Raw genomic sequence first — 17,636 nt, forward strand, 5'->3', positions numbered from 1 at the left:
TCTTCCATTTTACTACTGAAAATCAGGAAAATCTTCTATTTCAGCAAGACATTCAAAGAGCTCAGTGCCTGAAATCAGAAACGAATAGAGCTAAAATAAGTCCACAAAATGAATAATAGCTGAAGCGGCACTCTGAACCATAAATAAGTCATTCCCGGACCGTCAAATGTTCCTTTCTGATAATCGACATGTTTAAAAGCTGCATAAATATTGGCAGGAAGCAATAAAAGAAAAAATACGATCAGAAGCCATCCGATAATATGTCTTAACCCCGGTATTAATAATCCCAGAGCTGCAGCAATCTCAATCAATCCTGTAAGATAAATTGTCTCTGTTTTAAATGGCACAAAATCCGGAAGCATCATAGACATTCCTTTCGTAAATACAAAGTGACCAACGGCAGTAAAGGCCAGCATTGCAGCCATAGCCATTCTTCCTGCCAACGGAATATTTGTAACTCCATTAATCAATCTTATAGCGGCAATAGATATTAAAAAGACCGAAAGCAATACTATCAGAGGTTTCATAGATTTTTTTTTTTTGTAAAGGTCAAAAAATAATATTTTCAGCACAATGAACCTGGGTTAAGAAATGCGTTTTCTGATCCTGCTGAGTGCCTGTGGAGTGATACCAATATAGGAAGCAATGTACTTTAATGGGATCTGCTGAATCAAATGAGGCTGCTCTGTAAACAACTTCAGATACCTTTCTTCAGGAGATTCATTTAAAAATGAAAGTTCTCTCTTGGCCTTTTTTTGAAATAAATCTTCACTAGCAAACCTTCCGATTTTATTTCCTGCTTCAGTCTCTGAATATATGATCTGAAGATCCTGATAGGTCAGGCGCCAGAGAATTGTTTCCGTTATTGTTTCCACCTTATAACCAGAAGGTTTACGGGACAGAAAGGAATCGTAAGCACTAACAAACCCATTATGAAAGGAAAATGAAAAGGTCAGATCATTATCTTCCTTCGGTATATAAAACCTTACAATTCCTTTTTCTATAAAAGACAAGTAATTTTCAGTATGTCCCGTCTCTAATAATACGGCTTTGGGAGCGAATTCCTGCCTTAATAGCTTTGAGGAAAATATTTCCCAATCCTCGTCGCTCAATGTTACAGATTTTTCAAACAGATTCCTGATAAGGTCCATTGAATAAAATTATTTCTTCCTGATATATTAATCTGATAATATTGAAATACATTCTTAAATATTCCCCTTCAGCATTTATAGTTGCCTTGTCAAAACCATATGTTTAGCCTGAATCCCGTTTTCATAAATTGATTCCGGGTAGTTATTTATAAAAAAATCTTTTTTAATTTCTGTGATTTCAAAACCATGTTTCTGATACAAATAAAGCTGTCCGACGCTTGAATTTGCAGTTCCGATGCAAATACTTTTTTGTTTATTATGAACAGCGGTATTGATCGCATTTTCTATCAGATAGCTACCAAGTCCTTTTCCTTGAAATTCTGGTCTTACAGCAACATTTTTAATTTCTACCGCATCTGGTGTCAATGGAAACAGTGCTATAACACCTACAGCTTCTTCATTTTGTCTTGCAATATAGATATCTGATAACTTTATATATTGCTCAATCAAATCTTTTGAAGGATCTGCAAGCAATAAAAGGTCGTAAGGGATTATGGCGTTTTTGTCGAGTTTTTGAAATATTAAATTGAGTCTGTTTCCTGCCATTTCAATCTTTGCGAATTTGTCATCCATAATTCCAATATTAAAAACTTTACGCATAAAAGTCTAATATTATAACAGAACCCAAAGTAGATACAAAGATTAGTCGATTATTTTTTTAGTAAGTCCCAGTACTTCAAAAAGTAGAATTTGTTTTCACGAATAAATAAAAATAAATAGAAACAAACATTCCTAGGATTCGCTAAAATCCTTACCAAATATAACAACCAGACACTGTAATCAGTAATCTTTACCTCCTGGGCTTAACAATTTAATGATCTTACCCACTACACACTTAATAATCCTCATGACTTAAGTTAACACCCATTTAACTTTGCAAAGAGATATTTGTCATCACAAGCAAACTAATAGTAAACTACTGATGACAAACAAATACGTATTAAAATTAATGGGATGCCTCCTGGCAGGAAACCTGGCTATGGCTCAGGAACTTGTTCAATACTGGGATTTTAACCAAACGGCATCTCAAGCAGAACTCCTCACTCCTACTATAAGTAAAGTAGCAGGAGCATCTATCCTTCATATTCCCGGAAACTCCTCAAGTACAGTCGAATTTACTTCTAATACTGGCCAGGATTTTGGCACTCTTAATGCACGTCAAGGGGAAGAAGCCTTATCACATCTTCGTTTTAACAACCCTGTAGGAGGTCAACTTATATTTTCCCTGCCTACCACTGGTTATTCTGATCCTATCATTACATATGTAACAAGAAGATCTGCTCAGTCTGCAAGAGCTCAGATAATCTCCTATACCACTGATGGTATGAACTATGTAAAATTTGACAGTCTGGAGGTTACAGAAATTCCAACGCTCATCACTCTTGATTTCAGTAACATAACTGATACAGACAACAATAAAGATTTTAAAATAAAAATAGAGTTCTCCCAAGTCGCCGGTAATGGTGGCGGGAACAACAGATTTGATAATTTTGCTCTTGATGCGACTTCCCCTTCCGGAGATATTAATGCTCCAGGTGTTTCTTTCAGTCCATCCAATGGTTCTGTTAATATCCCTGTGAACGCCTCGTTTCTTGCTACATTCAATGAGGATATCAAGCTGGAAAGCGGAGTTTCTGCTACCAATGAAAATATTGCTCAGGCCTTTGAACTGAAGCTGGATAATAAAGACGGAGAAGGTATTTCATTTTCTGCCACCATTGACGGCAGGCAAGTTTCCATTACACCTTCTGAAAATTTAATTAACGGACAAAATTATTTTCTGGCTGTTAAAGCTAATGCAGTTCAGGATTTATCAGGTAATGTACTCACTGAAGCTTCTGGTATTACCTTTAAAACTATTTCAACTCAATCTCTTTTAAATAGAGGGGACTTGCTTATAGTAGCCTACAGAATGAATAGTTCAGACAGAGCTGATGAATTCGCATTCGTTGCATTAAAAGATATACTTCCAGGAACACTGGTAAAATTCACCGATGGAAAATATACCAACGAAGGAATTCAATGCCCTGGGGACTTATTTGGATGGCACCAGAAACAGGCATTAAGAAAGGTGAAGTAGTTATCATTGGGAATGATAGTCCTGCTTCTGTGAACAAAGGCACTGTGACTGGTTTATCATTCGGATTAAGCTCTGACGGAGATCAGATCATTGTTTACACCGGAACTACTGAAAGTCCATCATATATCACAGCACTCAGCTCCAATGCATGGGTAGATGATAAGCCTTCATGCTCAGGAGGAAGTACATCCAAACTACCATCCGTACTGATGGACGGGCCAAGCTCAATCAACCTAAGTTCAGCTCCTGGTAATATCGATGGACTTTCTGTTAACGCTTATTACTCAGGTCCGCAAAATATTATGGAAACAGAAGCTCTTAAAGCTTCGATTTTAAACCCTGCAAACTGGACATCAATTACTAAAGGTACCCCGGCTCAGACATGGCCTCAGTTCAGGTTCTTAACCGTTACACCTTCAGTTATAAAATCAGAGGTATTGAATAACTCAAGCATCAGACTTATATTTGACAGAGATCTTAATATTACTTCAGCAACTGCATTATCACACTATACAGGAATTGAAGGAATAGCTTCAGCAACTGTCACTACCAACGGAGGCTTGTCCGATACAATTGTACTTTCTTTTGAAACCGCCTTTACTTCCGGGAATATTTATAGACTTCTTGTTTCAAATATTCTTGATACAGAAGGCAACAGTATGGAAGGAACTTACGAGTTCAGCTTTGCATATAATAGTAGTATTGCTTTTGAAAAAGAGTTCTATACTATAAAAGAAGATGCTGGAATACTTTCTCTTAACCTAAAAATAGAAAACCCTACCAATTCATCTTTTGATCTGACATTAAAATCTCAGCCATGGAGCACTGCAGATGTTTCTGATATTTCCTTTGAAAGTAAAACTATTCATCTGACAGGCGAAGAAGGAAATATTATAAAAATAGATATTCCCATAGTGAATGATACCGATGCAGAAAATGACGAGTATTTTGTTTTAGGTATAGAAAATACATCAGGTATCAACATTAGCGGTTTTCCATATGTGACAGTTTACATTAAAGACAACGATAAATCAGCACCTTCTGGCAATGGTGAAATTATTTTAAATCACATTACAAGCTTTGACCCTTCTACAGAAGGAAGCACAACTGAAGCTATAGCATATGATGCATCAACTCACAGAATATATGCCACCAGTGCTATTCAAAACCGATTTGATATTATAGACTTCTCAAATCCTACGGCACCACAGACTATTCGCTCGGTTTCAATGAGTGCTTACGGAAGCCGAATAACAGGCATCGCAGTTAAAAATGGGATTGTAGCCGTAGGATCTCCTGCCAAGGCAGATGTAGATAATGGCTCTATAGTTTTTTTTAATTCTGATGGTGATTTTGCCACACAAGTCACTGTGGGTACACTTCCGGATATGGTTTGTTTTACCCCAGATGGAAATAAAATACTTGTAGCTAACGAAGGGCAGCCAAACAATAGTTACTCAATCGATCCTGAAGGTTCAATAAGTGTGATCGACGTGTCAAAAGGACTGAACAGCATCAGCCAAACCAGTGTAACTACCTTAGATTTCACAAAATTCAATGAAGATGAAGAATCTTTAATTGCCAGTGGAGTTCGCAAAGGATCATCCAAAAGCACTCTGTCTCAAGACCTGGAGCCTGAATACATCACAGTTTCTTCAGATTCTAAAAAGGCATGGGTAACATTGCAGGAAAACAATTCTATTGCAGAAATTGATTTGGAAAACAACCAAATCACTTCAATTTGGGGACTTGGTACAAAAGAATATATTCAATATGGCAATGGAGCAGATATGAGTAACAGCAATGGAGAAATATTAATTTCCAACTGGCCGGTAAAAGGATTTTACATGCCTGACGCAGTTGGAAGCTTTACTCTAAATAAATCTAACTATATCGTGACTGCAAACGAAGGTGACGAAAAAGAATACGCCGGATTAAACGAACGTACTACAGTTGGTAACAATTCTGTAGTCTTAGATCCAGAAAAATTCCCACATTCAGCTGTATTAAAAAAGAACTATAACCTTGGGAATTTCAGAATTACCAATCTTAACGGAGACATTGATAAAGATGGAGATTTTGATGAGCTATACGCCGTAGGTTCACGTTCTTTTTCAATATTTAATGCTGATACAAAACAGCTTGTGTATGATAGTGGAGATGATTTTGATTATATAACATCCAGACATTCTGATTATGGTAGTTTGTTTAATTCAGATCATGAAAGCAATAAGTTAAAAGGGCGAAGCCATACAAAAGGATGCGAACCTGAAGCACTTGCCATAGCAACAATAGGCACTAATACTTATGCCTTCATTGGCCTGGAAAGAATAGGCGGTATAATGGCCTACAACATATCTGATCCAGAAAATCCAGTCTTTGTTGATTATAAAAATCCCCGCAGCTTTACTTCATTCGCAGGAGATCATGGCCCTGAATACATTGTTTATGTGAGTTCGGATGAAAGTCCTGACGGCCAGCATTATATATTAGTATCAAATGAAATAAGCGGCACAATTACAGTCTTCAGTCTTGAAGTACCAGAGGTTTCAAAAGTTGAAACTCCTACAGTTAAAGAATTCAAACTGATTGTTTTTCCTAATCCTGCCCGTAATACATTGAATCTTAACAAAATCACTTCTTTTAAGATAGAATCATTGAACGGTCAGACATTACTGACAGCTGAAGAAGTCAATTCAATAGATATCAGTAGCTTAAACAAAGGTTTCTATATATTGAAAACGTATGAGGGATCGATCAGAAAATTTGTAGTAGAATAATAGCTGAACTCTAATTTTAAGAACCTTCAAAAAAGAAGCGGTAACATCTATAATGTCAGATATTACCGCTTTTTTCTTTAATTTTGTATTTTAGTTTTTATGTTACCTTGAAGCACGGGTTTTCTTCATATCTTCAATAGTATTCATATATGTCTGAAGATCTCTCTTTAACTTTCTTTCTTTTTCAATAGCATTCTTTTTATACTCCTCGAAACTATTAGACAACTCAGCATAATCATTTATCTTCTGAACTGTAATCTTATTAGAATTGTGAAACTGGAAATATAAAAATGCACAACCTCCGCAAGCTATGGCAATCAGACACCAAAGTAAGGTTGCGTAGGTATACTTATTGATTGTCATTCCCAAAAATGAAATTCCATCCTTAGCAGAAATTGCAATATCTAGATTAGTTTTTAGTTCTGCCGATTCCTTTTGAAGTTGAGAAATCTCGTTGCTTTGATTCAATACCAATGCTTTTTCACTGGCTAAGTCAGATTTTGATTTGGCAATAGAATCGGAGATTACCTTCCATATATCATTCAACTCTGTTTTTTTAATGACTTTATAATTCTGATAATTTTCGGCTCCTTGAATTACTTTATCCCACCTTTGATCAAGTGTTTGTCCTGACACAGAATGGGTTAATATAATCATTAATGTGTATAACACATACTTTTTCATACCTTCACAAAATTTAAGACGGAAATTAAATAGAATTTAACAATTAAAGAAAGAAGAAATGCAATTTTCTCTTACTATAATGATACTAATTATAGAAATTACAACATAAACGCAAAATCTCCGGAATTATGCAAACTTAACCTGAATTTTACAGAAAAGCAGCGAATATTTTAATAAAAATTCAATTTTATACAGGCAAAGCTTTCATTTAACTAAAACTTGCCAGGATTCGTAAAGTGATTTACAAAAAATTTCACCTTTAAATTGAAACATCAATGAAAAAAATCATTTTGGCTCTATTTCTTCTGATTTCAGGGTATTCATATAGTCAACAGGCTCAAAAGCAGATGCTGACGCCCGAACAAAAGGCTGACGAAACGGTAACAAAACTGAAAACTGAAATAACCCTTACTGATGAGCAAGCTGCAAAAGTAAAGACCATTACAGTAGACAGGGTGAATAAAATAACAGCGAATCATAAAAAATACGGATCGGATAAAGTAAGAATCCAGGCCGCAAATAAACAAGTATTTGATGAATGGGAAGGACAGTTAAAGACAATTGTATCTCCGGAACAATTCGAAAAATATCTTTCTACCAAATAATTAGTTGAAATCATGTGGCGGCTTGAAAGTTCAGGCCCCGCCACATGATTTGTAAAGTTTACTTACTTTCAGTTTCCTGCAAAATTTTCAACTTTTGAATTTCCTGTAAAATTGCTTTTCCTACTTCCGTTGCCGATGTGGGATTCTGACCTGTTACTACCCTTTGATCCGTCACTACATGTACCTGCCAAAGACCAGACTTTTCAAACTTTGCTCCCCTTTCTATTAACTTTTGTTCAAGCAGAAACGGAACTGTTTCACTTAACCCTACCGCATTTTCTTCTTCATTTGTAAATGCATTTATCTTTTTACCTTCTATAAGATATTTCCCATTGCCTAACTTAACATTGACGAGTCCGGCAGGTCCATGACAAACAGCGCTTACCACCCCATTGCTTTCATAAATATTTGCTGCAATTTTTGCAAGCTCAGTATTATCTGCGAAGTCCCACATAGTCCCATGCCCTCCCGCATAGAATATAGCAATGTATTTCCCCGGATCCACCTCCGAAGGCTTCATTGTATGTTCCAGCTTATTCTTGTATTCTGTATTTTCCCAGAATTTCTTATTAATCGGATCTTCCAGATCAAAGCCATCTACAGGAGGCTTTCCTCCTTTTGGACTTACAAAATCAATTTCATAACCGGCATTATGCAATATTTCCCAAGGGTGTGCTACTTCACTTAGGTAAAACCCGGTAGGTTTGCCTGTATTTCCTTTTTTGTCATGGCTTGTTACCACGAATAGAATTTTTTTCTTCATTTTTCCAGAATTGCTAATTTGAGCTTTTGTTTGATAGATAGGAAAAAACAAGATGATCATTAAAACTCCAGCTACAAATCTATTGGCTTTGATTTTCGAGGAAGGACAAAAATCACTGAAATAATGTGATATAGATTTTAAAATGATGAAAGGGACTCAAAGTTTCCCTTGAAGACACGAAGATAAATGCCAGCTCACCATCTGCCAGGGAAACAATTTTCTCACAATGTTGTCTTAGTTCTTATGTATCTTGTGCAGCATATGCTTTGTTAATTCCTGAAACTTCAGGATCTAAACTAGGCTATATTTACTTTAGATAAAGAATATTTTTTTCTGTGAATTTACGTACTTTAATAATCTAAAATTTTTAATACTGAAATGGAAGAGAGAGCATTAAAGTTTATGAAGATGGCCGTTGACCTTTCACATCAAGGACATAGAAATAATATGGGCGGTCCTTTCGGCGCTATTGTAGTTAAAGGAGATGAAGTAGTTGGCAGGGGTTATAATCAGGTTACGTCCTCCAATGATCCTACGGCACACGCTGAGGTGGTAGCGATCAGAGATGCCTGCAAAAATCTCAATACTTACCAGCTTGCCGGTTGTGAGATTTATACCAGCTGCGAGCCTTGTCCCATGTGTCTGGGAGCTATATACTGGGCAAGGCCGGATAAAATATACTTTGGCAATACACGTGAAGATGCTGCTGCCATTGGCTTTGACGATTCAATGATTTATGAGGAAATGAAAAAATTAATAGCAGAAAGAAAAATTCCGATTATGCAGATCGGACAAGAACATGCCATTAAAGCTTTTCATGAGTGGAAGGCGAAGGGAGATAAGACTGAATATTAGTCTACCTAGAGATGCCATGCATAACGTCTCAAAAGCTTTGATAAAGAACTATTAAAATGTTTCCTGTTTATTAATATGCTACACCAGTAAATAGAGAGACTCCAGCATGGCGTCTCTACTTGAGCTCAGGCAATGCTATACCCTTAATCTTACGATAAAGATCCACAGCATAGATATCCGTCATACCTGAAACAAAGTCCACGACAGACTGCAATCGGAAATAAAGGTTATTGTCTTCTCCTTTATACTTAAACTGATCAGGCAGCAGTCGCATCAATTTGGGCGATGTTGCTTTGTCAGGCTGAATAATTGCGGGCACAAACTCTTCCAGTATACCTCCCAGTATTTTATATCCGGCAAGTTCTATCTCTATTGCTGAGCGGTAATTGTAAATTTCTTCATTAGAAATTTGTTTCAATTCCTGAAATGGTTTACAGATATGACCTCCAAGATCGTCGGTAAGACTTTTTTCATAAGTTCCGGAAAGAATAGCTTCTCTGTTTTCCCAAAAAATATCAGAACATCTTTCAATCAAAATGGAAATGATCTTAGCTCTCAGGAAAGCAATTTTTTGTTTGTCATCTACAATCGCATCTACAACTGATTTGATTTTACTCCTGCTGTCCCTCTCTGCATTTTCCTGAAAGAACTCCAGAAGCACTTCAATTGCTTTTTTCAGCGTGATGATCTTGAGCCTGTATGCATCTTCCCAATCAATCAATTGATAACATATATCATCTGCTGCCTCAACCAGAAATACGAAGGGATGACGGGCATAGATCAACTCTCTTCCACTTGAATTTGAGATAAGTCCGAATTCATTTGCTATCTTTAAAAAAGTTTCTCTTTCAGAATCAAAGAACCCATACTTCTTGCGGCTCAATACCTGCTTGCTCATTCCTGCACCTGACTCGCATGGGTATTTGATCATAGATGCAAGCGTGGTATAAGTCAGCCTCATACCTCCTGGAGTATTTTCATTGAAATGATGCGTTAATAGTCTGAGACCATTTGCATTGCCTTCAAAATTAGTGAGGTCCTTATATTGATTGTTGTTTAGATTTTCCCGGATAAAAGATTTTTCCTTTTCAGACAGGTTCAGAAAGTATGCAGAAATAGCTTTTTCACCTGAGTGTCCAAACGGCGGATTCCCAATATCATGTGCAAGGCAGGCCGCTGAAATGACCGATCCAAGCTCGTAGTTATAAAATCTCTGGAAAGTCGGATTATCAGATTCATAATTCTCCGCAATTCTTTGTCCGATAATGCTCCCGAGGGACCTGCCCACACAAGCCACTTCAAGACTGTGAGTTAACCTGTTATGAACAAAAATACTTCCCGGCAACGGAAATACCTGTGTCTTGTTCTGCAATCTTCTGAAGGGCGAAGAAAATATAAGTCTGTCATAATCTATCTGATAAGGATTTCTTACAGAATCCTGACCTTCCGTATATTTATGTTCCTGGCCCAGTCTCTTCGGGCTGTACAATCTATTCCAATCGAGCATATTAAGCAATTGCGGAAAATAAGTTCACCGCAGTTTATTCTGTAAATTTAAAACTAATAATTGCTTTTACCCAACATTCTCCCAATGTTCTAATTTGTAATCCTTTAAAGTTGGATTACCAATATCAGTTACTTCTGAAATTTTTCACTCCTTTTATTTATATTTGAAACTGATTCGACCAGCTAAATAAAAATGGACAAGAAAAAATACCTTAAACAATACTGGGGCTATGATACCTTTCGCCCCCACCAGGAAACAATAGTAGATCTGGTTTTGCAGAAAAAAGATGTAATGGTCATTATGCCTACAGGTGGTGGTAAATCTCTTTGCTACCAGTTACCTGCAATGATAATGGAAGGTATGGCGATAGTGGTCTCTCCTCTTATCTCACTTATGAAAGATCAGGTGGAAGCGCTCAAAGCCAATGGTATTTCAGCAGAATTTTATAACAGCAGTCTTCCATCAGAATATCTGATGTCCATTGAAAGAAACTGTCTCAATGGTAATGTTAAGATATTGTATGTATCTCCTGAGAAAGTTGTAAACACAGGGTTCATTCATTTCCTTGAAAGATTAAGGATTAGCCTTATTGCAATTGACGAAGCCCATTGCGTCTCATTCTGGGGGCATGACTTCAGACCAGAATATGCTCAGCTAAAAAGACTAAAAGATTTTTTTCCCAATGTACCTTTCATTGCCCTTACTGCCACTGCCGACAAAGTAACAAGAAAAGATATTCTGGCCCAGCTCGGCATGGAAGAAGCGGAGACCTTTATTTCCAGCTTTGACAGGCCTAATCTGAGCTTAAAGGTATTACCAGGCAGAGATCGATATAAATACATTTCCAATTTTATATCAAAAAGAGGAACACAGGCGGGTATCATTTATTGCCTGAGCAGAAAAGAATGTGAAAAGCTTGCAGGAAAACTGCGTGAAAACGGATTCAATGCAGAATTCTATCACGCAGGTATGGATGCCGATGCCAGGTCTAAAGTTCAGGAAAATTTTATAAAGGATGAAATTCAGATCATCTGTGCCACCATTGCTTTTGGCATGGGAATCGACAAACCTAATGTCCGCTGGGTCATTCATTACAGCCTGCCAAAGAACATGGAAAATTTTTACCAGGAAATAGGAAGAGCAGGCAGAGACGGATTAGCATCGGATACTATATTATTTTACAGCTTCAGAGACTATACCTGGCAGCTTGAGTTGCTTGAAGAAAAAACAGGAGAAAGAAAAGAACTTCAGAGGGCCAAATTGGAAAGGATGAAACAGTATGCGGAAGCGGATATTTGCAGAAGGAGAATTTTACTAAGCTATTTTAACGAAAATACAGAAAAAGATTGTGGCAATTGCGACGTCTGCAAAAATCCCCCGTCAAGATTTGAAGGAACTGTTTATGCACAAAAGGCTCTGTCAGCCATTGCCAGAGCAAATGAAAAAATAGCCCTGGGAATGCTCATTGACATTCTTAGGGGTTCAATGAATAAAAACGTTTTGGAAAAAGGTTATCAGCAAATGAAAACTTTCGGAGCTGGAAAAGACCTAAGATACGAAGAATGGAGCGAATACATCATGCAAATGCTGAATATGGGTGTAATAGACATTGCATACGATGATGGTCATTCATTTAAAATCAATGAAAAAAGCAAGTCTGTTCTCAAAGGAGAAAGTTCTGTATCACTTGTAAAATTCAGACCTATGGCTGAGAAGATGGCTGAAATGAGTGAAAAGAATAATGAGAAATCTGACAAGGAACTTAGAGATGAGCGACTGTTTGAAAGACTTAAAAAGCTTCGCAAAGGTCTTGCAGATGCGATGGCTGTTCCGGCTTATATCATCTTTAATGATGCCACACTATCTGAACTTGTTGCAAGGAAGCCGGTTAGTCCGCTTGAACTCAAAGGTATTCAGGGTATTGGAGAAGAGAAGTTCAGAAGATATGGGCATGAGTTTTTAAACGAGATCATTTCTTTTGTACAGGAAGAGGCCGGACAAGGCCCTAAAATAAAAGGAAGTACGTATGTTCTTACTTTTGAAATGCTGAAACAAAATCTCAGCATCGAAGAAATTTCTGCAAGACGTAATTTAAGTCAGGTTACCATCTTTTCACACCTTGCTTATCTTTTTGAGAAAGGTTACGATATTGATTTAAAGAAATACATTACCAATACCGAATTGACTGAAATTACCCAAGCAATCAATATTGTGGGAATGGATAAAAATCAGCTAAAGCCTGTATTTGAACACCTAAATGGCAAATATGAATATCATAAAATAAGATTAGCTACTGCCATTATGACCAAAGAATTAAGTTCGTAGAGACACCATGCTGACGTCTCTCTATCCATCACGGACAAGACATACTATTTCTCAGGATATAAAATAAATATTATTACTATCTTCAAATTTTTACCATTGTTCATTATCAGATTCATTATCAGAATTTCATAGATACAGGCATGGACCTCCATCAATGAACAATATCTTTTTTTTTGAATATTGAATAAAGATTTTTTTCCTCATCATTTCCATTGTCGCTCATTATCTAAATTTTTGAGACGCCAGACATGGCATCTCTACAGATGGCAATCAATACCAATCCTTTATTTTTTCAACTGAATTACATATTGGATTAAACTTATTTTTATAAAAGCATTAAATCTAACTATTCTCTCATTAGTACTTTTTTCTATCGTATCATGCAAAAAAGACCCTTCCATTTACAGTTTATGGACTAATAGAATCGATGAACTTAGAATCCACAACCAAGGTAAGGTGATCATTAACAGAAGTATTTATGGAGCCTTAACACTTACTGAAGGAGATTGTATGCCCAAGTTAGGTGGAAATAGCTGCAAAACTTACCCTGTGAGACGCAAAATAAGGGTATATGAATATCCCGAAAACAAGATGTGGAAGGCTATGAGCCTTATTATAAAAAAGTAAACACCAACATAATAACAACAACCATTACTGATGACGAAGGATTTTTCCAACTTCAGCTTCCCTCCTGCTCAATATTCTGTTTTCATTGAAGAAAAAGGGAAATTATATGCTTCAAATGATGATGGTACTGGAAGCTTAAGTCCTTTTACTATAAGCACGGGAATTAACGAGATTTATCCATTATGCTGCTTATTAAGCTAAAAAAACACTGACAATCAAAACATTACTCCCAGACTGAAATATTCTCTACCCTAATGGAACAATTTTATTAGTAAATTGTTTAGAATCTGTAACAAAAAAATATCCTATGGACTCTGGAGAAATAAATAATTACCGAGGAAAAGAGGTTATTGTCATTACCAAAGATAATCATCATTACCAGGGGCAGCTAGTTGGCTTCAAGAACAAACCTGACTCTCAGGAATATTCACATTTGTTTATTTTACTCCCGAATACAACATACGTCGACGTACCTTTTGGAGACATCACCGGAATTGAGCCTGGAAGATTTGAAATGTAAATTGCTGAGCTCAAAAATCAATTGGTATACAAAAATTTCCGTCTCGTATATAAATCTGCCGCTTGTCGGAAAACCTTTATAAATTTGGATAATGAATAATTCAATATCCATGAAAGAGGTTCTTTTCAAGAGAAATTATTTCAAAATTTTTCTTCATATCATTTGGTGGACAATATTTATCCTTTATCCGTTTTTCCTTGGAATTCCGGTACAGGAAAATATTCTGCTGAAAATCCTTTTCAATACTTCGCTTCTGATACTATTCTTTTATCTGAACAGTGACTTTTTGATCCCCAAAATCCTGACAAAAGGTCGTATCGTTTTATACCTGTCTTCAGTGTTTTTCATAATCAGCATTATTGTCTCGGCAGACGTTTTTTCATCAAGATATCTTAATGTGCATGAAGTCACAAAAATAAAATCTACCAGACCCGACAAAACTTCCAGGAAGCAATACCCCCGCCCTCAGGACAATCCGATAAGAAAGTCTACAAGACCGTTCTTCTCGGCAATATTTATACTCGCTCTAAGTACCAGTTATCGTTTACTCTATGATTATTTTACCAGTGAACGCAAAAGAAATGAACTTGAGAATCAAACCCTTGTTTCTGAACTTTCTTTTTTAAAGTCACAGGTGAGTCCTCATTTCTTGTTTAATACACTTAACAATATTTATAGCTTATCATTAAGCAATACACCAAAGGCTTCTGAAGCGATTTTAAAGCTATCTCACCTGCTCAGATACATGCTCTATGAAACCAATGAGACCTCGGTAAACCTGGATAAGGAAATTGATTATATCAATGATTATATTGAACTTCAAAAGATGCGTTTCAGCAATGAAGTTACAATTGAGTATAATACAAATGGCAACTTTCAAACGAAAGAGATCGCTCCTATGCTGCTGATTCCCTTTATTGAAAATGCCTTCAAACATGGTATCAGTTATTCAAAAAAATCCGTAATAAAGATCCTGATTGAACTGAAGGACCAAGAATTATCCTTAAAAGTTGAAAATTCATTTGACAAGAATAAAGAAAAGGATAGTTCATCCGGTATTGGTCTCGTAAATATACAGAGACGGCTCGATCTTCTATATCCGCTGAGATACAACCTAAAGTTGAATGATCAGAATGAACTTTTTATTGTTGACTTAAAAATTAATTTACGTTCATGATTCGTTGCATCGCTATAGATGATGAGCCTCTGGCACTTGACATCATTGAAAATTATATATCCAAGCTTCCGGAACTGAAACTTGAAGGCCGTTATACCAATCCATTGGAAGCACTGGATGTATTGAATAAAAATACGGTTGACCTGTTATTCTTAGATATACAAATGTCTGAGCTCTCAGGAATTCAGCTTCTGAAGGCCTTGCCAAATCCTCCTGTAGTAATATTTACCACAGCTTATCAAAAGTATGCTTTGGAAGGATATGAGTTAGATGTAGCCGATTATCTTTTAAAACCTATCCCCTTTGAAAGGTTTTTAAAGGCCGTCAATAAAGTAAAAGATTTACTCTCTCTTCAAAGAAACACTACGGACCAAAATCCTTTAAAAGACTACATATTTGTAAAGTCAGATTATCAGTTGGTAAAAATAAATCTGGATGATATCATATACATAGAAGGCTTAAAGGACTACGTTAAAATATTCGCCGGAACAAAACCCATCTTTGCTCATCAGAATATGAAGTCGATTGAAAGCAAGCTTACCAATGACTTTCTAAGAATACACAAATCCTATATCATATCATTAAAAAAGATTGAAGCCGTTCAGAAGAACATGGTCAGAATAGCAGGATTAGAGCTGCCTGTAGGAGAAATGTATAAGGAACAGTTGTTTAAAATTATTAATGAGAATAGTTGAGAGTTGATGATCCTTAGATAATTCTGTTTTATATTCTCTAATTCATCGGCAAACTTAAAAACTGATGCCTTCGCTTGAAGCCAAGGCATCAGTTGAATCAAGCTAGTTGCGCATCCAATAGAGGTATAAAGTTTGAAATTCTGAGTTTTGAGATAATAATTAAAGACTCAAAATCAAATGACAGAGCTGTGATTAATTCCAGAATCAGATATTCGGCCATCTTAGCATTTTATTCCGTAAATGAATATTTTAATAGAGATAATAAAAAATATGCACCTCACTTGGAGAGTAAATAAACAAGCGGTGAGCAATTATGGAAGAAGAAATTACAGATAGTCCTATAGATTTTTCCGGAGGAATACTTATAAATGAATTGACAGCTTGGATGGATGGTGGCACAATCACTTTCTACTGTGAGACTAAAGATAATAAAGGATTAGAAGTTGAGATAGTTCAGAGAGCCCAGTTGATGAAGAAAGATTCCCAAAGATTTCCCGGATCAATTTATCTTAATGGAAAACGAGTTGGAATAAGATCATCATTAGAGGAAAAAATTTTGATTGGATTAAAACGAGCAATATTTAATGAAAAGTGTAATGAGACTGATATTGATAAAAAAAATTTAAAGAACTCAATTGATTTTATTCAATCAGATGAATTTATAAAAATTGCAAGAATTGTAGGAAGAATAAAACTTTCTGACAACACGAGGCTATAATCTATGGTCATTCGTAAATGACAAGGATATCCTTTTTTTATATTCTGATGCCTTCGCTTAAAGCGAAGGCATCAGTTGGACTAATCCAGCTTATTAACTGACAGGTTGTTACCTTCCATTTACACTCACTCCCTCCTTTCCCATTTTCCTTACCAATAATTATCGTCTTATTGTAATTGTTTTTCCTTTTAGGTAAATTGTGTTTCCATAAAAATCTATTGATAGCTTGAAGACCAACTTGGAACATCTGCCAGAACTAAAAAAGGAAGAGTTAAAAGTCATTAGTGATCTTATAGTTGAAAAGATGCTTCCTGATTTTGTTATTCTGTTTGGCTCTTATGCCCGTGGCAATTGGGTTGAGGACCGCTATTCAGAAGACGGCATCACCTACGAATATAAAAGCGACTACGATATTCTTGTTCTTACTGAAACCAAACTGAACCAGGAACTATCCGATAAATGGAGGGAGACAGAAAGACTTGTGAAGGAAATGTCTACATCTGCTTCTGTTAACCTTATCCATCATAGTTATGGTTATGTAAAAAACGAACTCTCATATGGAAGCTACTTTTTTACTGATGTTGTAAAGGAAGGTGTTCTTCTGTATGATAATGGCAGAAACGGCCCTACGCCGTTGGTGCTTCCTGCTTCTATTGATCCTGAAAAGGTGAAGCAAAGAGCGAAAGAGGAATATGATCGCTGGTTTGAGAGTTCCAATAACTTCATTGACGGCTTTACTTTTTATTTTTCAACCGGAAAATATAATGAGGCCGCATTCCTACTTCATCAGGCTACTGAAAGATATTATACAGCTCTACTACTCGTCTTTACTGGCTACAAAGCAAAGATCCACGACATAGAAGAACTAGGCAGCCAGGCTGAAACAATCAATGAAGAATTCAAAAAAGTATTTCCCCGTGATACACCTGAAAAAGATGAGCGGTTAAAGCTGCTAAAGAAGGCTTATATTGATTCGAGATACAAAAAGAATTATTCAATAGGTAAAGAGGATCTGGAATATCTGAATGAACGTGTTGCTGTGCTGAGAGAACTGGTGGAGAAGGTTTGTGGAGAGAGGTTGGATGGGTGAGGTAAATATTTTTATTATGTAGAATTGATCCACATTTAATAATCATTAAACGCGATCAA

At 36.3% G+C, this 17,636-nt stretch carries 18 protein-coding genes; 12 read left to right on the plus strand and 6 right to left on the minus strand.

The genetic code is table 11. The annotated features are described in order from the left end of the window. Positions 1-74: 74 nt before the first annotated feature. From MYP_RS19060 to MYP_RS19070, 3 genes are all read right to left on the minus strand, one after another. Positions 75-527, minus strand: a complete 453-nt coding sequence (locus MYP_RS19060; RefSeq protein WP_045467111.1) for a DoxX family protein — start codon at positions 525-527, stop codon at positions 75-77. 57 nt (positions 528-584) lie between these two features. Then, positions 585-1,151: a Crp/Fnr family transcriptional regulator gene (locus MYP_RS19065; protein WP_045467114.1), complete on the minus strand. Its 567-nt coding sequence runs from the start codon at positions 1,149-1,151 to the stop codon at positions 585-587. Positions 1,152-1,226: 75 nt separating this feature from the next. Beyond that, positions 1,227-1,751: a GNAT family N-acetyltransferase gene (locus MYP_RS19070; protein WP_231570074.1), complete on the minus strand. Its 525-nt coding sequence runs from the start codon at positions 1,749-1,751 to the stop codon at positions 1,227-1,229. A gap of 322 nt (positions 1,752-2,073) precedes the next feature. On the opposite strand from MYP_RS19070, the gene MYP_RS19075 reads away from it, so the two are divergent. Then, on the plus strand, positions 2,074-3,231 hold the full coding sequence (locus MYP_RS19075) for an Ig-like domain-containing protein (RefSeq protein ID WP_045467117.1): 1,158 nt from the start codon (positions 2,074-2,076) through the stop codon (positions 3,229-3,231). Next, positions 3,174-6,011, plus strand: coding sequence for a choice-of-anchor I family protein (locus MYP_RS25410; RefSeq protein ID WP_081990599.1), 2,838 nt, complete (start codon positions 3,174-3,176; stop codon positions 6,009-6,011). Before MYP_RS19075 ends, MYP_RS25410 begins: the two co-directional genes overlap by 58 nt. 102 nt (positions 6,012-6,113) lie before the next feature. On the opposite strand, the gene MYP_RS19085 is transcribed toward MYP_RS25410, so the two are convergent. Then, positions 6,114-6,695, minus strand: a complete 582-nt coding sequence (locus tag MYP_RS19085; RefSeq protein WP_156140738.1) for a hypothetical protein — start codon at positions 6,693-6,695, stop codon at positions 6,114-6,116. Positions 6,696-6,970: 275 nt separating this feature from the next. On the opposite strand from MYP_RS19085, the gene MYP_RS19090 reads away from it, so the two are divergent. Then, positions 6,971-7,300 carry a hypothetical protein gene (locus MYP_RS19090; protein ID WP_045467124.1) on the plus strand — a complete coding sequence of 110 codons (330 nt, stop codon included), beginning with the start codon at positions 6,971-6,973 and terminating at the stop codon, positions 7,298-7,300. 58 nt (positions 7,301-7,358) lie between these two features. Here the strand turns inward: MYP_RS19090 and MYP_RS19095 are convergent, their stop codons facing one another. After that, positions 7,359-8,063, minus strand: coding sequence for a type 1 glutamine amidotransferase domain-containing protein (locus tag MYP_RS19095; RefSeq protein WP_045467369.1), 705 nt, complete (start codon positions 8,061-8,063; stop codon positions 7,359-7,361). Positions 8,064-8,441: 378 nt separating this feature from the next. Here MYP_RS19095 and MYP_RS19100 point away from each other — a divergent pair, with 378 nt between their 5' ends. After that, positions 8,442-8,918, plus strand: a complete 477-nt coding sequence (locus MYP_RS19100; protein ID WP_045467128.1) for a nucleoside deaminase — start codon at positions 8,442-8,444, stop codon at positions 8,916-8,918. 115 nt (positions 8,919-9,033) lie between these two features. Here the strand turns inward: MYP_RS19100 and MYP_RS19105 are convergent, their stop codons facing one another. Further along, on the minus strand, positions 9,034-10,425 hold the full coding sequence (locus tag MYP_RS19105; RefSeq protein WP_045467131.1) for a deoxyguanosinetriphosphate triphosphohydrolase: 1,392 nt from the start codon (positions 10,423-10,425) through the stop codon (positions 9,034-9,036). 192 nt (positions 10,426-10,617) lie between these two features. Between MYP_RS19105 and recQ the strand changes: the two genes are divergently transcribed. The 8 genes from recQ (at position 10,618) to MYP_RS19140 (ending at position 17,577) form a co-directional block, all read left to right on the plus strand. Beyond that, a complete protein-coding gene (gene recQ, locus MYP_RS19110) occupies positions 10,618-12,750 on the plus strand; it encodes a DNA helicase RecQ (protein ID WP_045467134.1) in 2,133 nt (710 codons plus the stop codon). 456 nt (positions 12,751-13,206) lie between these two features. Next, positions 13,207-13,377: a hypothetical protein gene (locus tag MYP_RS26420; RefSeq protein ID WP_197060128.1), complete on the plus strand. Its 171-nt coding sequence runs from the start codon at positions 13,207-13,209 to the stop codon at positions 13,375-13,377. A 30-nt stretch (positions 13,378-13,407) separates the two neighbouring features. Next, positions 13,408-13,578, plus strand: a complete 171-nt coding sequence (locus MYP_RS26200) for a hypothetical protein (protein WP_156140739.1) — start codon at positions 13,408-13,410, stop codon at positions 13,576-13,578. Between the two features lie 106 nt (positions 13,579-13,684). Beyond that, the gene (locus tag MYP_RS19115) at positions 13,685-13,897 is read left to right on the plus strand and encodes a hypothetical protein (RefSeq protein ID WP_045467137.1); all 213 of its coding nucleotides are present in this window, start codon (positions 13,685-13,687) and stop codon (positions 13,895-13,897) included. 91 nt (positions 13,898-13,988) lie between these two features. Then, the gene (locus MYP_RS19120; protein WP_081990600.1) at positions 13,989-15,074 is read left to right on the plus strand and encodes a sensor histidine kinase; all 1,086 of its coding nucleotides are present in this window, start codon (positions 13,989-13,991) and stop codon (positions 15,072-15,074) included. Beyond that, complete coding sequence (locus MYP_RS19125; protein WP_045467140.1) at positions 15,071-15,769, plus strand: LytR/AlgR family response regulator transcription factor; 699 nt, start codon at positions 15,071-15,073, stop codon at positions 15,767-15,769. The genes MYP_RS19120 and MYP_RS19125 overlap by 4 nt, the downstream gene beginning before the upstream one ends. A 313-nt stretch (positions 15,770-16,082) precedes the next feature. Continuing rightward, complete coding sequence (locus tag MYP_RS19130; RefSeq protein WP_045467143.1) at positions 16,083-16,487, plus strand: hypothetical protein; 405 nt, start codon at positions 16,083-16,085, stop codon at positions 16,485-16,487. Positions 16,488-16,713: 226 nt separating this feature from the next. Then, on the plus strand, positions 16,714-17,577 hold the full coding sequence (locus tag MYP_RS19140; protein ID WP_081990601.1) for a HEPN domain-containing protein: 864 nt from the start codon (positions 16,714-16,716) through the stop codon (positions 17,575-17,577). Positions 17,578-17,636 lie beyond the last annotated feature (59 nt).

The organism is Sporocytophaga myxococcoides (genome assembly GCF_000775915.1).
In the GTDB taxonomy this organism is placed as follows: domain Bacteria; phylum Bacteroidota; class Bacteroidia; order Cytophagales; family Cytophagaceae; genus Sporocytophaga; species Sporocytophaga myxococcoides_A.

Coding starts and splice junctions, on each gene's coding strand:
- MYP_RS19060 (WP_045467111.1), bottom strand. CDS start 527: ATGAAACCTCTGATAGTATTGCTTTCGGTCTTTTTAATATCTATTGCC.
- MYP_RS19065 (WP_045467114.1), bottom strand. CDS start 1,151: ATGGACCTTATCAGGAATCTGTTTGAAAAATCTGTAACATTGAGCGAC.
- MYP_RS19070 (WP_231570074.1), bottom strand. CDS start 1,751: ATGCGTAAAGTTTTTAATATTGGAATTATGGATGACAAATTCGCAAAG.
- MYP_RS19075 (WP_045467117.1), top strand. CDS start 2,074: ATGACAAACAAATACGTATTAAAATTAATGGGATGCCTCCTGGCAGGA.
- MYP_RS25410 (WP_081990599.1), top strand. CDS start 3,174: ATGCCCTGGGGACTTATTTGGATGGCACCAGAAACAGGCATTAAGAAA.
- MYP_RS19085 (WP_156140738.1), bottom strand. CDS start 6,695: ATGAAAAAGTATGTGTTATACACATTAATGATTATATTAACCCATTCT.
- MYP_RS19090 (WP_045467124.1), top strand. CDS start 6,971: ATGAAAAAAATCATTTTGGCTCTATTTCTTCTGATTTCAGGGTATTCA.
- MYP_RS19095 (WP_045467369.1), bottom strand. CDS start 8,063: ATGAAGAAAAAAATTCTATTCGTGGTAACAAGCCATGACAAAAAAGGA.
- MYP_RS19100 (WP_045467128.1), top strand. CDS start 8,442: ATGGAAGAGAGAGCATTAAAGTTTATGAAGATGGCCGTTGACCTTTCA.
- MYP_RS19105 (WP_045467131.1), bottom strand. CDS start 10,425: ATGCTCGATTGGAATAGATTGTACAGCCCGAAGAGACTGGGCCAGGAA.
- recQ (WP_045467134.1), top strand. CDS start 10,618: ATGGACAAGAAAAAATACCTTAAACAATACTGGGGCTATGATACCTTT.
- MYP_RS26200 (WP_156140739.1), top strand. CDS start 13,408: ATGACGAAGGATTTTTCCAACTTCAGCTTCCCTCCTGCTCAATATTCT.
- MYP_RS19115 (WP_045467137.1), top strand. CDS start 13,685: ATGGACTCTGGAGAAATAAATAATTACCGAGGAAAAGAGGTTATTGTC.
- MYP_RS19120 (WP_081990600.1), top strand. CDS start 13,989: ATGAATAATTCAATATCCATGAAAGAGGTTCTTTTCAAGAGAAATTAT.
- MYP_RS19125 (WP_045467140.1), top strand. CDS start 15,071: ATGATTCGTTGCATCGCTATAGATGATGAGCCTCTGGCACTTGACATC.
- MYP_RS19130 (WP_045467143.1), top strand. CDS start 16,083: ATGGAAGAAGAAATTACAGATAGTCCTATAGATTTTTCCGGAGGAATA.